The sequence below is a fragment of the Armatimonadota bacterium genome (assembly GCA_016125185.1).
Lineage (GTDB): Bacteria > Armatimonadota > Fimbriimonadia > Fimbriimonadales > Fimbriimonadaceae > Fimbriimonas.
The window spans coordinates 873272-889146 of record WGMG01000006.1 but is presented as its reverse complement, the minus strand read 5'-3'; the positions used below and the strand labels follow the sequence as shown (position 1 = coordinate 889146).

13 protein-coding genes are annotated in these 15875 nt (G+C 56.8%); 5 read left to right on the top strand and 8 right to left on the bottom strand.

Annotation, left to right across the window (positions count from 1 at the left end):
* The first annotated feature begins 22 nt into the window (after window positions 1–22).
* From GC165_12065 to GC165_12050, 4 genes are read left to right on the top strand one after another with little or no spacing between them, the layout of a single operon-like run.
* Window positions 23–265 carry a hypothetical protein gene (locus GC165_12065; GenBank protein ID MBI1333600.1) on the top strand — a complete coding sequence of 81 codons (243 nt, stop codon included), beginning with the start codon at window positions 23–25 and terminating at the stop codon, window positions 263–265.
* A 57-nt stretch (window positions 266–322) separates the two neighbouring features.
* On the top strand, window positions 323–1063 hold the full coding sequence (locus tag GC165_12060; GenBank protein MBI1333599.1) for a hypothetical protein: 741 nt from the start codon (window positions 323–325) through the stop codon (window positions 1061–1063).
* 18 nt (window positions 1064–1081) lie between these two features.
* Window positions 1082–2431 carry an MFS transporter gene (locus GC165_12055; protein ID MBI1333598.1) on the top strand — a complete coding sequence of 450 codons (1350 nt, stop codon included), beginning with the start codon at window positions 1082–1084 and terminating at the stop codon, window positions 2429–2431.
* Window positions 2428–3915 (top strand): hypothetical protein, encoded by a 1488-nt coding sequence (locus tag GC165_12050; GenBank protein ID MBI1333597.1) that lies wholly within the window; start codon window positions 2428–2430, stop codon window positions 3913–3915. The genes GC165_12055 and GC165_12050 overlap by 4 nt, the downstream gene beginning before the upstream one ends.
* A 3-nt stretch (window positions 3916–3918) precedes the next feature.
* Here GC165_12050 and GC165_12045 read toward each other — a convergent pair whose 3' ends face one another.
* The 3 genes from GC165_12045 to rpmE are packed head-to-tail and all read right to left on the bottom strand — an operon-like array spanning window position 3919 to window position 6365.
* Entirely contained in the window at window positions 3919–5178 is a 1260-nt protein-coding gene (locus tag GC165_12045; protein ID MBI1333596.1) for an aminotransferase class I/II-fold pyridoxal phosphate-dependent enzyme, read from the bottom strand.
* A gap of 3 nt (window positions 5179–5181) precedes the next feature.
* Entirely contained in the window at window positions 5182–6060 is an 879-nt protein-coding gene (locus GC165_12040) for a polysaccharide deacetylase family protein (protein MBI1333595.1), read from the bottom strand.
* Window positions 6061–6113: 53 nt separating this feature from the next.
* Window positions 6114–6365 (bottom strand): 50S ribosomal protein L31, encoded by a 252-nt coding sequence (gene rpmE / locus GC165_12035; protein ID MBI1333594.1) that lies wholly within the window; start codon window positions 6363–6365, stop codon window positions 6114–6116.
* Window positions 6366–6465: 100 nt separating this feature from the next.
* On the opposite strand from rpmE, the gene GC165_12030 reads away from it, so the two are divergent.
* Entirely contained in the window at window positions 6466–7275 is an 810-nt protein-coding gene (locus tag GC165_12030; protein ID MBI1333593.1) for a hypothetical protein, read from the top strand.
* On the opposite strand, the gene GC165_12025 is transcribed toward GC165_12030, so the two are convergent.
* From GC165_12025 to GC165_12005, 5 genes are all read right to left on the bottom strand, one after another.
* Entirely contained in the window at window positions 7272–8057 is a 786-nt protein-coding gene (locus GC165_12025) for a tryptophan synthase subunit alpha (GenBank protein MBI1333592.1), read from the bottom strand. The genes GC165_12030 and GC165_12025 overlap by 4 nt on opposite strands.
* On the bottom strand, window positions 8054–8797 hold the full coding sequence (locus GC165_12020) for a hypothetical protein (protein MBI1333591.1): 744 nt from the start codon (window positions 8795–8797) through the stop codon (window positions 8054–8056). Before GC165_12020 ends, GC165_12025 begins: the two co-directional genes overlap by 4 nt.
* A 22-nt stretch (window positions 8798–8819) precedes the next feature.
* Window positions 8820–12293 (bottom strand): DNA polymerase III subunit alpha, encoded by a 3474-nt coding sequence (locus GC165_12015; GenBank protein ID MBI1333590.1) that lies wholly within the window; start codon window positions 12291–12293, stop codon window positions 8820–8822.
* A gap of 61 nt (window positions 12294–12354) precedes the next feature.
* The gene (locus tag GC165_12010) at window positions 12355–14238 is read right to left on the bottom strand and encodes a hypothetical protein (GenBank protein MBI1333589.1); all 1884 of its coding nucleotides are present in this window, start codon (window positions 14236–14238) and stop codon (window positions 12355–12357) included.
* Complete coding sequence (locus tag GC165_12005; GenBank protein MBI1333588.1) at window positions 14235–15863, bottom strand: hypothetical protein; 1629 nt, start codon at window positions 15861–15863, stop codon at window positions 14235–14237. Before GC165_12005 ends, GC165_12010 begins: the two co-directional genes overlap by 4 nt.
* Window positions 15864–15875 lie beyond the last annotated feature (12 nt).

Sequence of the window (15875 nt, the reverse complement as noted above, 5' to 3'; positions counted from 1 at the left end):
GATCATTTTTCGTAGGGTTACGATGACACTCAATTCACTCAATACTTGGAAAGATGTTTTCTTAAAGAGAGGATGGATCGACACGGAAGGTCACATTCAGCAGCCAGTTAACGCTCGCCAGGCCACGATCCAACTCGGCACGATGGAGTACAAGCTCTCCGACGTTTCCGGATACGACGACGACACGATCGAATTCACAAAAGGCAGCCTAATTGACACCTATTTGTGGAGCCAAATCACCCGCGTCACCGTCTTTAAGTCATAGCTACCGGGTTGTACGACCCGGTAAGGCGGGTTGTACAACTTGGAAAAATACGACGTAGTGCTGCCATCGGGCGGAAAAATCGACGACCATTTCGCGCGCGTTGCGCTAACGCCCTACAAGTCGCTCATCAAAGTCCAAGACTACATGGTGGGCTTTAAGGTCCTCGAAGCCATCATTGACTCGGGCCGCTTGAACAAAATCGTCCTGGTCGCACCTAAAGAGGTTCAGGATGCTTTCGGCATCCGCATTCCCAACAAGCTCAACGATTCGGGCGACCTCACCAAGAACATCACGATGGCTGTTCGGGAGCTCAAGAACTCGGGCGACTGCAGTTCGCGCGTCGTGATTCTCACCACCGACCTACCGTACGTCGAGGGCAAGAATATCCAGGCTTTTCTCGACGCTTGCCGCGACGATGCCGATATCTGTGTGCCCCTTATTTCAAAGGAGGAGTACATTGATCGCTTCCCGAGCGCGTCCGGCACCTTTGCCAAGCTCCGCGACGGCGAATGGACCCTCGGCTGCATCTATCTCATCAAGCCCGACGTCTTCCTCAAGATCATTCCCGAGGTCGAAAAGGTCGTCGCCAACCGCAAGAAGATTTTCTCGATGGCGAAGCTCTTCGGTTTTGGCTTCCTGTGGAAGGTGCTGACCCGGAGCGTGACCACCGACGACATCGTTCGCAAGGTCGAAACCATTCTCGGATGCCGCGTCGGCGTGGTCCGAGGCGGTCCGGCCGAATTCGCCTACGATATCGACGACATCAATGACTACGAATACGCTCTGCGGAATAAGTAAACTGGCATTCAACAATCTATGGAATCGTCGTTGGAAGTCAACTCGAACTCCTCTCCCTCAGAAAGCTCAGATTATTCGTCTCCTTACGGAAATCGACCTCTGACCGTTCTTGAGCATTTGATCATTTCGGGGTTCTGGTTTGCAACGAACTTCCAGTGGGGGGCGATTCTCGCGATCCTCATACCCGAAGACATGCGTCGGTTGGCGGGAAGCAATCTCTCCACCCTGACAGGAATCGTCATTGGCCTCGGGGCGCTGCCTGCCCTCATCGTCCCGTTGATCTCAGGTCCAGTTTCGGATCGATGTACCAGCAAAGCCGGACGACGAAAGCCATACATCGCGGTCGGGGCGATCATCAATTTCATTGGCCTTCTCTTTATGGCTGTGGCTGCCACGTCGATCAAATCGGTATACGCTTACTTGGTCGGCTACGCCGTTGTCCAGATTGGCAATAACATCGCTTCGGGTGCCTACATGGGCGTGATTCCTGATGTGGTACCTAAGTCCGAACATGGGAAAGCGTCGGGGTTTATGGCTCTGATGTCCCAATTAGGGACCCTCTTTGGAATGGTTACGATCGGAATCGTGATTCGTCCGCATCTCGAAGTGGCTCGATACGCTGTCATTGGGGTCGTCTTGCTCTTGTTTGCAGGAATTTCATACTTCTGTATTCGAGAAACCCCAATTACGACCAAGCCTCCATTCGACTTCGCCAATTACGTTCGCTCACTTTGGATAAGCCCGAAGAAATATCCTAACTTCGCCTGGGTTTGGATTACCCGCTTCCTGGTGATGCTCGGCTTTTACGCAATTTTAGGCTATGTCAGCTTATACCTTGTGGATATTGTTGGCGTCTCGCCCGACGACGTAGGAGGTGTTGTGCCAAAAGTCTTCGGGCTCATCCTTGTCGTTTCGAGCATAACTGGGATCTACGGCGGCGTCTTGTCGGACCGCATCGGTAAGAAACGAGTCGTTTACATTTCGAATGCGATTATTTCGATCGTGACGCCATTCTTTGTTCTGTGCAACGGAATACCTCTCGTGCTTGCAGTGGCCGCCATCTTTGGATTGGGCTATGGGGCCTACATCAGTGTGGACTACGCTCTTGGTACGGACGTCCTTCCCGACAAGGAAAAGGCTGGCAAAGATATGGCGGTATGGCATATCGCAATGACCTTGCCGCAAACGATCGCGGCACCAATCGCTGGCGTTCTGCTGGCATGGCCCGGCTCAAAAATAACTCCCAATCCCCACGGAGAGCCGATCGTTCACTATTTTCCCCTCGGCTACACCTTCATCTTTGTCTTCTGCGCAATCTGTTTTGGTCTTGGTGCCATTCTCCTCAGGAATGTTAAGGGCGTGAGTTGAGGGCCTTTCTCTCCTACCTCGGAGCAGCGTTGCTACTAGTCGTGGCGACCTGCTGGTACTGCCAATTCGTCTACGACGGAGACAATTTCTACCACCTGGCCCACGCCTCGGTCTACTGGAACCACGGCATCTTTTTCCGACCATTTCCGTGGGTCCACTACAGTGTCGCTAGCCAGTACAACTCCGATCTTTGGTGGGGCTTCCACGTCCTCCTTGCGCCCCTGACGGCCTTGGGCGACAAAGTGCTCATCCTCATAGCCGGGCCTGGCTACCTGATGCTGTTGAACCTGCTCATCAGCCGCTGGGCGGTGATTCGCCTTGGCATGAGCCACTGGTATGGCCTCGTCATGCTTCCCGCCTCGCTAGGCTACTTTACGCGCATGGAAACCGTGCGCCCGCAGGTCCTCTCCGCCGCCCTACTGGTGCTCGTCTTCGCCGCTATCATTTCCGAAGCACCCTGGCTCGCGGTCGGCGCATCCTTCTTCCTGGGGCTCTTCCATCCGACCCTCTGCTACATGGTCATCATGGTCGGCGGAATCACATTCCTGCACCGAGGCTTTGTCAAGAAAGAGTGGAACCTCTGGACCGAACTCTCCTGCCTAATCGTCGCCCTGTCCGTCGCCATTATCCGTCCCGGCATTCCCGACGGTCTTCATCTCATGAAGGTTCAGCTTCTCGATCTCATGCAGGTTCGTCGAGCCGGTGAGGTCAAGAATTTCGGCGTTGAGCTCGACCGCACCAATTGGCCCTACTTCCTGCGCGCCTACATGAGCCCGCTGATCGTGCTTGCCGTTGGAGCCGCGACGGCTCTGCGATTCCGGAGCAAAGAAAAGAGCCCGGCCGCCATGTGGGCCGCCTTCGGAGTTGTCCTCGCCGCCCTCGTTCTCTCGTTCGCCATCACCCGTCGGGGGATCGACCAGTTTGCGCCGTTCACGATCCTCACTGCCCTGCTGCTCTTCCACCTCTGCCCCGATCTCCGCAAGTTCACCGCCGTTATCTTTGGCATCCATTTCACCTACGTGCTGATCATGATGGGCTGGCAGAACGCCGAGCGGACTCATCCCAAGAACGCCACCGACTTTCGCGGGGCTGCTAACTGGCTGATCGACCATACCCAACCCGGCGAATTGGTCGGGCAAGCGGTCTGGTCCGACTTCGGCCCCTTGTTCTATTGGGACAAACACAACCGATTCTTTGGCGGTTTCGACCCGATTTTCCAATACACTTACAGCCCTGAAACCTACTGGATGATGACCATCAACGCCTCGGGCCGCGATCTCGGCAAGACCAGCAAATACAATCCGCTGATCGTGCCCGACAAGGAAGAGCCGATTTCGACCGTCTGGCCGCGCGACCTCAAAACCAAATGGATGATCGTCGGCCGACACTGGGGCGAAGCCATCCAAACCGAACTCAAGCAAGACCCGCACGTGAAGCTCCGATACGAAGACGACCACGCGCGAATCTACGAGTTCGTGCCCTAGCGACTAGAAGATGTGAATCGGGAACCGCTTGGTCAGCCCGATCACCTGTTGCTTGACCTCGTGAAGCTTTTCGGGCTGGTCGTGAACCTTCAGCGCCGCTGCAATGAAGCCAGCGATTTCCTTCATCTCTGGCTCCTTCATGCCGCGCGTGGTTACTGCTGGTGTGCCCAACCGAATGCCGCTCGTCACGAACATCTTCTCGGGGTCGAACGGAATCGAGTTCTTGTTGGTGGTGATGCCTGCTTCATCTAGCGCGATCTGCGCCGTTTTGCCCGTCACGCCGTACGGTCGAAGGTCAACCAGCATCAGGTGCGAATCCGTGCCGCCGCTCACGATACGGAATCCGTTCTCAATCAGCGCCTCGGCAAGGGCCGCCGCATTGAGGCGAATCTGTCGCTGATACGTCTTGAATTCCGGTCGGAGAGCCTCGCCAAACGCCACCGCTTTCGCCGCGATCACATGCATCAACGGACCACCTTGAATGCCGGGAAACACCGACTTATCGATATCCTTGGCGTACTGCTCGCGGCACAGAATGATGCCGCCGCGCGGACCACGGATCGACTTGTGCGTGGTCGAGGTGACGAAGTCGGCGTACGGAACCGGGTTTGGATACTCACCGGCGGCGATCAGGCCGGAATAGTGGGCCATGTCACACATGTGGAGGGCTCCAACCTCGTCGGCAATCTCGCGAATGCGCTTGAAGTCGAATTTTCGCGAGTACGCCGACGCTCCGCTGACGATCAACTTTGGCTTGTGCTCCAGCGCCGCCTTGCGGAACTCGTCGTAGTCGATCTGCTCGGTCTCGGGCGATACGCCGTATGCCACGATGTTGTAATACTGCCCGCTGAACGTCACCGGCGAGCCATGCGTGAGGTGGCCGCCTTGCGACAGGTTCATGCCCATCAGCGTGTCGCCAGGCTTCAGCATGGCCAAATACACGGCCATGTTGGCCGATGCGCCAGAGTGCGGCTGAACATTAGCGTGCTCCGCCCCATAAAGCTCTTTCACCCGGTCGATCGCCAACTGCTCGACCTGGTCCACAATCTCGCATCCGCCGTAGTACCGCTTACCGGGAAGCCCCTCGGCGTACTTATCCGTCAGCACGCTCCCCATCGCCTGGCGCACAGCTAGCGACGCAATGTTTTCCGAGGCAATGAGTTCGAGGTTACGCTCTTGCCGAGCCTCTTCCTGCTCGATCAGATTGAAGATCGTTGGGTCGCTTTCTTGAAGAGGAACTCGATGAGGGTGAGCCGAAGCCATTCCCTAATTATGGCTTACGACGGTCGCGGTGGCGTTGGCCGGTGGGTTCGGATCGAAAACCACGTGCTGGGGCAGCTCGCTCATCATTTCCTGGCACGACTTGAACTCGTAGCCCTTGGAGCGCACCATGTCTATCAGCTTTGGCAGAGCCGCCGCGGTGACCGGATTGTCGTGCAGAAGAATGATCGCGCCTGGGCGCAACTGCTTCTCCACGTACTGAATAATCTTCTCCGGCGTGATGTCCGGCATCTTTTGTTGCTCAGACGTGAGTTCCTCGGACGGAACCGTGCCGATAAAGTCCTTCGCACCGATGACCCAGTGAACCATCAAGTCCTGCTTCTGGTGGACGACCGAGAGAACCGTATCGCTGTAGCGCATGCCGGGCGGACGGAAAAGCACCATCCGAAGGCCAGTAGCGCGCTCGACCGCCTTGTCGCATTCGTCGATCTGGTCGTAAACCTGCTCGCGCGTCAACTTGTCCAACCGCACATGGTCGTATGTGTGATTCCCAATCTCATGCCCTTCCTGGGCGATCAGCTTGACCAAATCGGGGTTGCCATCCACCTGACGACCCACCACAAAAAAGGTCGCCGTGACTTTTTTCTCCTTCAGAGTGGAGAGAATGGAGAGACAGGAAAGCGGGTGGGGACCGTCGTCGAAGGTGATGCACACTTCGTTGCGCTCGCGCACACCCTTATAGAAAATTCGCTTGTCAGGATCAAAAAGGTCGCGACCAGCGGCGCGGTCGAGCCAATAAGCTGGAGAGATCGACTTGGATAGTCCGCCCGCCTCACCACGCACGCGGACGGCTTCGACCCCGTACAAAAGTAACCCTACCGCAATAACGGCTAGGGCTACACCAACGGTTTTGGAGAGGCGCATAGTACCAAAACTGACTGTGGGGTCGTACTAAAGCAACAGTTGGGCGAACGCGCTTACGACTTGTTGCCCGTCTGCTGGCCGTATCGTCGCATAAACTTCTCGACGCGTCCGGCGGTGTCGACCAATTTCTTCTGACCAGTGTAAAACGGATGGCTGAAGGCACTGATTTCCAAGTTGACCACGTAGTGCTCAACTCCATTCACGACTTCGGTGGCATTCGACTTCATGGTCGAGACGCCCGTAAATTTGTGTTCTCCGTCAACGTACAAAATCGGATAAAGGGTCGGATGTAGGCCTTCTTTCATTGTTGCTCCAGCGAGGGAAGATTATACCTGAAACAATCTCCCTTTAGAATCGGTTCCGAATACCCGACAACAATAACAGGATTGAGGGAATCTAAACCAAATGACTACAGCTAATGTTGCCCCGCTGCCACCGACTGCGGCAACTCTGCTCGTGCAGAGCAGCGGTATTCAGGATTCACGCTCGACCCTCACGGTGCTCGCGTCCGACCTTTTGGTCACTAAAACCGTTGGCATGGTTTGCGAGATGATTGGCTTCGAAGGCCAGCTCATTCACATCGTTCAGCAGTGCGGCGCTCGGTCCCTCACCCAGCTTGCCATTGCTTGCGACCTTTGGATTTCGGGTTCACGAGTTAAGTCGAAAACGGTTTCGGCAAACCACATGTCGCTGGGCAGTATGGTCATCGCCGTTCTCACGCCTTCGGCCCTCGAACAGGATTTCACTTCGGTCAACTCCGAAATGCAGGTGCGCGCATCGGCATTTGCGCTCTTTTCGACCCTCGCCTACAGCCTAGTCGCCCGCCAATACTCGGAAGAGTTTGAAAATGCGGCGTCCGTAGCGCAGTTCCGACAGGTCCCCATTTCCGATGCCTATAAGAACGTCGTCGGACGGACAATTCGCGAAGACGCCGGCAAGCTCGCCAAGGCGTGGAACCTCACGCGGGAGCTCACCATCGCTCTCCAAGGTCCGAAAGACTTCGATTTAACCAAAGAAGAAAAGCTCATCATCGGCGCGACCGAGGTCGCGACCATGGCGGCCCAGAGTGCGGCCGTCAGCCTTGAACCGTGGCCCTACATCGTGAAGACCGATCGCATCGAACAGATCGCCCTCATTCAGGCAATGGGAATGCGCGCCAAGCGCGTTGCCAGCCTCCTCGACGAGGCCATCACGAACCTTAAGAACGTCGCCTAAGCGGTTGCGTCTTTCAGGGAGCGAATATACTCCGCAATCTTCGACCGTTCGTCGGGATGCCCCCAATGCTGATGAAGTTTGGCGACAACCGCCGATCCAACCACCGCGCCGTCCGCTTCCTGACACACGAGCCGAACATGGTCCGGTGTCGAAATGCCGAACCCGACGCAGGCTGGCTTATCGGTCAAAGCCTTGACTTTCCGCACTAGCTGGCTGATCTCCGGAGGAACCGCCGACTCGGCTCCCGTCACGCCCGTTCGCGACACAACGTAAACAAAGCCGGTCGATTGACCCGCAACCTGGTTGATGCGCTCATCGGTCGAAGTCGGCGCAACGAGATAGATCGTCTCAATGCCGTTAGCGGCGCACGCCTTATCCCATTCGCCCGCCTCGTCCGGCACCAAGTCGGACACGATGGTTCCCGTGCTCCCGACTTCCTTCGACTTCTTGGCGAAATCGTCTAACCCGAACCGAAGGATTGGATTGTAGTAGCCCATCGTCACGAGCGGAATGCTCGCATTGCACTTCGCAATCGCCTCAAGAATTCCGGTCAGCGTCACACCTTGGTCGAGCGCTCGCTGGCTCGAGGCCTGAATCGTCGGCCCCTCGCCAAAAGGGTCGCTAAAAGGAATGCCAATCTCGATCACGTCGGCCCCACTGGACTCCAGCAGTGCGACAATCGCCGGTAGGTCTTCAAGCGGCTGGTCGCCAGCGGTGAAGAAGCACACCAGGGCTTTCTCGCCCCTCTGGCGCAACTCGGAAAACTTATCGTGGATCGTCAACCCTTACCGTTTCCCTTCGGAGCAAAAGCAGACGACTTCGGCGGCAGGAACGGCGTACCCATCAAGTCCTTCAGACGCTGGAGATACTCCTTCTTCACAATCGCCGCCGTCTTCTTTTCCGACTCGGCGATGATCGTCTTCATCTCGGCGTCGTGCTTGTGCATCTCGCTTTCCAAATCTTTGTTCAGGCTCGCCTGAAGCTTTTCGGCCTCTTCCTTGGTCTTCGGCTTCTGCACATTGGCGTACTTGGGTCGAATTTTGTCCGAAACCTGCTTCTTGATCTTGGCGATCTTCTGATCGCCTTCGACGATGGCGGCTCGGAACTTCGTAAACTCCGCGTCGCTCATGCCGACCTTCTTCGCCACCGCCTTATCAAGCAGGGCGCGCGGACCGACGGCCTGAAGAGTGATCTCTCGCAACCGCTTCAACTGGGCGGCCGAAAGCTCCTTCAAAACATTGGTTCGAAGCTCATCGTGCTGTTGGAGCATAAACCGCTGAAAGTCGCCGTCGATACCCTTCTTAGCCTTCTGGTACTCCTCAACTTTCGCCTTGGTTTTGTTGTTGTATGCCTGAGCCAGCGATTCCAGTTTGCTGTGCTGGGCTGTCGTGATTTTGACTTCCTTTTGGATGTTCTTATCCTGCAGCAACTCGATATTGGCCACCTGCAGATCGAAGCTATCCGCAGCAAGCGCCGCCATCGAAAGGCAAAGCATCGGAACGATCATAAATATTCGCATCACTAACCTTAAGATACTCGAAACGCTAAAACGTGTTGGGAAATTCCTTATGAGGCATGATCTGGAACGATCCCGGACCAAAAAGCCTATTCACTTCCCTCTCCAGTATCTCGCCCGCCTTCGACATGATCTGCAGAGGCATCGGCGGATATTCGGTCTTCGGTTCGATCTGGATAAAGACCTCGTGGTCGCCTGGGTGGTCCCTCAGGAGCAACATCAGGCGGTTCAATTCCGTCTGCGTCGCCTTCAAGATTCGCACGATGATCGAGCCACTCTGCGGCGACTCGTCGCTGGACATGTCCAGCACGCCGTCCAACTCCTTCGCCTCGAAGACTCGAATTTCGGTCAGCTTCTCGCCTCGACGCTCATTGACCATCGTCTCGCCTTTGATGACGACGAGCTTGTCCTTCACCAGAATGTCGCGGTACTTTTCGTACGACGACGCAAACACGATGCAGGGCGCAATGCCAGTGAAGTCTTCCAGTGTCATCGAGAGCATTCGATTGCCAGATTTGGTGAGGATCGACCGCGTCGAGGCGATAACGCCCGCCAGCTTCACCGACTGCGCCTCGTCCATCTCGGCGAGGTCGCCACACTGGTGCGACGCCTGCTTGGCCAGCACTCGCTCCAAGCCGCGCAGAGGGTGATCGGACACGTAAATGCCCATCACTTCCCGTTCCATCGCCAACTTGTCCGACCGCTCAAGCGGCGTCGCCGCGGGCAAGGAAGGATACGAGACCGCGACCGAGCTATCGTCGTCGCCGCCAAACAGCGAATCCTGCCCCATCGCCTTGTCGCGCGTCATATCGCTGGCAAACATGAGGGCGGCTTCCATGAACTCCAGGCTTGTCGCGCGGTTGTCGTCGATGCTGTCTAATGCACCGGACTTGATCAGGGCTTCCGTCGCCGTCTTATTGAGGCCAGACGGGCGAATCCGCTCGCAGAACTCGTAAAGGTGAATAAACGGCCCATTCTCGGCCCGCTCGGTCATGATCGCTTGGACGATGCCGTCGCCCACACCCTTGATCGCACCCAAACCGAACCGGATCGCCATGTCGCCTTTTGCGTTCTTCTCGATGCTGAAGTCGGCTTCCGACTTGTTCACGTCTGGCGGCAGAACCGGAATCTTCATGCGCCGGCACTCCTCGATGAACGCCGTCACGCGGTCTTCCTTGGTTCGGTACACGGCGAGGAGCGCCGCCATGTATTCGACCGGGTAATTGGCCTTCAGCCACGCCGTTTGGTGGCTGAGAATCGCATAGCAAATCGCATGCGCTTTGTTGAAGGCATAGCCTGCGAACGGCAGAAGCAACTCCCAAATCTTCTCCGCCGACGATTCGGGAATGCTGTTGGCGTTGGTTCCGGCAATGAACTCGACTTTCATGTCGGCCATCGCCTTAGCGTCCTTCTTACCCATGGCACGGCGTAGGATGTCCGCTTTGCCAAGCGTGAACCCCGCCAGCGCCTGCACCAGCTTCAAAACCTGGTCCTGGTAGACGATAACCCCATACGTTTCTTGGAGGATTGGGATCATCCGATCATCGAGATAGCTGGGCTGTTTCTTGCCGAACTTGGTATCGATGAAGCCAGGAATTTCGCCCATCGGTCCTGGCCGATACAGCGCGATCATGGCCGCCAATTCCCGTACGTTTTGCGGCTTCAGTTGCACCAGCCAGCGCGTCATGCCGCCGCCTTCGACCTGGAAGACGCCTGTCGTCTCGCCCCGAGCCAGCATGTCCCACGTCTTCTGGTCTTCCTCTGGGGCGTCGCGAGGCTCGATCGTCTTGCCGGTCGTTCGCTTGATGTGCTCGACTGCCTTCGCCAAAACCGTCAGGTTCGAAAGGCCAAGGAAGTCCATCTTGAGCAGGCCGATCTTCTCCAGAATGCCCATTTCGTACGCCGTGACCGCCTGGCCGTCGTTACCGCGGTACAGCGGCACATAGTCCACCAACGGGTCCTTCGAGATGACGATTCCCGCCGCATGGACGCCGCAGTTGCGCGACATTCCCTCGACCGATTTCGCATTGTCGAAAAGGTCCTTGATTCGCGCATCGCCTTCGATCAGTTGCCGAAATTCGGTCACTTCCGAGTACGCCTTGTCTAGCGTCATGCCCGGAACGCCCGGAATCAGCTTCGTGATCTTGTCGGTCTCTTGCGGCGTGTAGCCCAGCACCCGCCCGCAGTCCTTGATGGCCGCCTTCGCACCCAGCGTTCCAAACGTCACGATCTGCGCCACATGGTCCTGGCCGAACCGCTCGGTCACCCATTGGATGATCTCATCCCGTCGGGCGTCCTCAAAGTCCATGTCGATATCGGGCATCGAGATTCGCTCGGGGTTAAGGAAGCGTTCAAACGTCAGATCGTAATCGACCGGGTCTACGTCTGTGATCCCAACCGTATACGAAACCAACGAACCTGCCGCCGAGCCGCGCACGCCAAAGAAGATGTTTCGGTTTCGGGTCTCCGCTGCAAACTCGCGCACCAGCAGGAAGTAGTCGGAAAATCCCGTCTGCTGGATAACACCCAACTCGTATTCCAGCCGCTCGATCTTCTCTTCTGCATCCTTCGATCGGTCTTGTAACCCCGCAAAAGCTAATTCGCGAAGGTACTCGTAGCTCGTCTTGCCGTCCGGTACGTCTGGCTTTGGCATCGGTGCACGAGACTTATCGAGTTCGACGTTGCACATCTCTGCGATCTTGAACGTGTTCTCCAAGGCATCCGTGTTGTCGGGGAACAGCGCCGCCATCTCCTCCGCGGACTTCACATAGAACTCCTCAGTTTCAAACTTCATGCGCTTGGTGTTCGCCACCATTTCGCCCGTCTGGATGCACAGCAGCACGTCGTGTGGGCGCGAGTCGCCCTTGCAAAGGTAGTGGGCGTCGTTCGTCACGATCGTATCCACCCCGATGTCCTTGGCAATCTTCAGGAGCGGCTCGTAGATCGCCCTCTGCTCCTGCAGACCGTGGTCCTGAAGCTCGATGAAATAGTTCTCTTTGCCAAAGATTTCGGCGTACATACCCGCAATGTATTGGGCCTGGTCGTAATTGCCCTTCATCAGCTCCTGGCACACTTCCGAACCTAAGCACGCCGACGTGCCGATGATGCCCTTGCTGTATTTCCTCAGCAGTTCGTGGTCGACCCGCGGCTTGCCGTAAAAGCCTTTCAGCGCCGCGACCGACGATAGCTTACAGAGGTTTCGGTAGCCTTCAAGGTCCTTAGCCAAGAGCAGAAGATGGAAATTCTCACGATCCGACCGGCCGTCGCGCTTATCGATGCCGCGCGGAGCCACGTACGCTTCGACGCCCAAGACCGGCTTAATGCCCGCCTTCTTGGCCTCCATGTAGAACTCCATCACGCCAAACATGACGCCATGATCAGAGATCGCCATCGCGGGCATCTCAAGCTCTTTGGCTCGCTTCACCATGTCCGAGATGCGATTCGCCCCGTCGAGTAGCGAATACTCGGTGTGGTTGTGCAAATGGACAAAGTTCTTAGACATAGTTGTGGGGCAAGGAACAGACGGTTCTACGCCCGCATTAGCATCGCCGTTTTTCGGGTTGTCAGCGGGCGACGTTCTTGAGAACCCAAAGGATTTCGGCTACCGACCACGCCTGCCAAGGACACCCGCCCGGAGCGTGGGGGGCATCTCCATCATAGCATTCTGCGATGCCGCCGATTCCGTATTCCGTCAACATGTGAGTTACATTGGCAAGCCGCTTCTTGGCCGCCGCCGCGCTCCCGCCCGCCTTCACGAAGGCGCGGATGTAGGGCCCAAACAGCCAGGGCCAAACCGTGCCCTGGTGGTACGCCTCATCCAACTGCCGCATCGGCCCCTTGAACTTGCCGTGGTAACTAGGATCCTCTGGCGAAAGCGTCCGCAAGCCAACCGGCGTCAGCAATTCTCGTTCGACCGCCTTCAGGGCCGTCTTGATATGTTTGGGATCGCAAGGCGTGAACGGCAGGCTCATCGCGATGACCTGATTCGGGCGAAGCGACGCGTCGTTCGGTTCCACCGTGTCGAGGTAGTACTTCACGCCGTCATGCCAAAACTTTTCCTCAAAGTTCTTCTTGGCGAGCTTGGCGAGGGTCAGAAACTGGCTGGTGTCGTCGCCGAGCTTCTCCGCAAGCCAAGCCGCGACGTGGAGCATGTTGATCCACAATCCATTGATCTCCACCGGCTTACCATGGCGGGGCGTTACCACCCAGTCGCCAATTTTGGCATCCATCCACGTGAGCTGAACGCCCGGCTCGCCTTGCGCCAGAAGGCCGTCGGCCGGGTCAACGTGAATTCCGAAGAGCGTGCCGTGCCGGTGGTACCGAATCGACTCTTGAATCTTGGCGTACATCTCCTCGGCAAAACCCTTGTCCCATGCCTGATCGAGAGTGAGATACACGCAGTTGGCAAACCAGAGGGTCGCATCGACTGTGTTGTAGTCCGCCTTCTCGCCGCGCTCCACAAACCGGTTCGGAATCAGACCGTGTTCCATCTGCGAAGCATAGTCCCGCAAGATTTGCCGCGCTATGTCCGCTTTCCCGGTGGCGAGGCACACGCCCGGAATCGAAATCATCGTGTCGCGGCCCCAGTCACTAAACCACGGGTAACCAGCCAAAATCGATGACCGCGTCTTGGTTTGAACCAGGAACTTTTCCGCCGCTTCCTCCAGCCTCTGAACCAACGTGGCCGCGTCTCCTGTTCGAGGCCCAAAGTCAACCGCATCTGTAGTGTCCACGTAGGCCGTCAGAAAACACGATGCACCCGGCGCAACCTGGAACTCCAGATCGCAGGGACAGTAAAGGTCGTCGCGAGGGTCCAATCCCCGATCGACTTCCCGCTCATGTTCGAATCGGTAGTACCAACCGTGAACCGGTCGCCGCAAAGCGTCCTTGTGTTGCAAGACGATCGTGTGCCCACCTTCGTCAATCACCGTCTCTTCGGCGTGATACTCCACCTGAGTCGGAAAGTCGTCTCGCTCGGAAAAGTTCGCATGGAAGTCGCGGAAGCAGATCAGCGGCTGAAGTTGAATCACCACGCCTTTCTTGCCCAGGTTCCGAAACTCCAGCCGGACCAGGTTGTGCCCGGGCTCGATCGAAATGACCTTTTCCACCTCCATGCCCTCTCCGGCAAAGGTCCACCGGACCTCTTGGTCCACTTCGGCCGAAGTCATCTGCTGGAATCCGCCCGGATAAATCGCTCCAGGATATTGGTTCGAACTCAAGGGAATCTTCTTCTTGCCCGAAACTGCAAATGCATCGCAGGCGGCAAAGATCATGGTCCGTCCCGTGGGAGGGTTCAGAGCCGCGACCAGCAGGCCGTGGTACCGACGCGTATTCGCCCCGGAGATCGTGCCCATGGCAAAACCGCCGATGCCATTGGTCAGCAGCCATTCTTGGCTGCTCGACGCTTCGAAGTTTCGACAGTTCTCTTTCGAAAAGGTGTAGCTCATTCGGATCCTCCGCCGGACGTTTGATCGCTCTTCGAAGTTTTATCACGTTCCAGCTTCCTTCGTTCGAGCATTCGTGCAAGATCTTGCGTCCTAAAGCGGAATCCGAGTTGGTACTGGTGCGGCGACGCACGGTATACGATGACGGGCTCGATGGGGCCGACCACCTGCGAGAATCGATACTCGCGATCAAACCACCCCTGCGTCGGGTCGTAGCGGAACATGATCGAGAAGTTAGTGGAATTCCCAAAAATGTCGCCGCGAACGACAAAGCCTTGATCCGTCAGGAAGTGGTCACCCACGTAAAGCGGGGTTCCAAAGTTGCGATAACCGTAAGCACCGGCACTGAGATTGAAGTCTTTCGAGGCTTCATAGGTGAAGCCACCCTCCCCGCCTAAATACCCGGACGAACTGGCGTCTAGCCGAGCCTGACCGTCGATCCGTGCCCCTCCGACGAGTTTGCCCTTGCGCATCAGCGGGGTAAAGAAGTTTCCTTGCAAAGAAAGCCGATTGCCGGCATGAGCGCCTTCTTCCAGCACGCGCATCGCCTTGGCCTGCACCATATAGCCCCAAGCGCCGGAAGGGCCACCTCGCGAATAACCAATCTCGATCGGCCGCGAGTAGCTGATCTTATCGTCGCTCTGCCGTCCTAGTGTGTGGTAGTTGTAGAACGTGCCGACCGAGAAGAGGTCCTTCTCTGTCCGTAATCCCTCGTACGCGCGCTCGATGCTATTCGTGTAGATGTTTCCGAAGAACGAGTAGTCGGAGCGCTCACCGAACGGATCGTACACTCTAAATTGATTTTCCGCCGCGCGCTCGGCGGGAACGAATGACTTCCCGTACGAAAGCAGATACGTCGGCTGGACCTTCGGATACGCGTTGACCGCGGTGGAAATATCGGTCGAGTCGCTGGTGACAAAGTCCCCGCCCCACGACATACCGATCCCCGAACCCTGACGCAATCCAACCCGCGGAATCTGAGAGCCGTTCGCTCTCGGGTCGAGGGTAAATCGGAACAGTGGAATCGCTGGCAGCGTCGCCCCGAGCAGAGAGAGTCGCACCGACCGTGCTGTCCCCCTTTTACCGGGCTCGATGAAAACCGATCTCGCATCGAATTTGAAATAAGGATGCTTCCAACCGCTGGTGGAAACCTGCACATGACTGAAGTCGATGCCCTTCAGCGATTGCGACATTTTATCGGCCCGAATCGAGAAGTTAGCGATGTGGACATCGACCGAATCGCCCTGCCCCACGACCTCGTCCATCGCCGCGCGACGATCGGGATCCCACGTGAACCAAAGGTTCTTCGCCTGAATTGTCCCTGCCGGGTCCACCAGCAAAACCTTTCCGACCGCCACCGCCTCCATTGGGCGTAATGTATAGGTCTTATCGCCATCTTTGACTTCAATCGGGGGATCTCCCTTGTTGCCACGGCGAACGATCAGAGTGTCCGTCGTCAACTTCGTCACGCCGTAAGTGGCTTCCACTCCACCCCGATAGATGATGTATCCGCCCTTCTGGTCCGCCTCTGCCTCCCTGTTCACGATGACCAGGTCGTCGCCAGGTGTCCCCTGATGCATCAAGCCCGATCGACTGAGGTCTGGCAGAATATAGAGAGGAAAAGGCATAAGTTTCTAGGC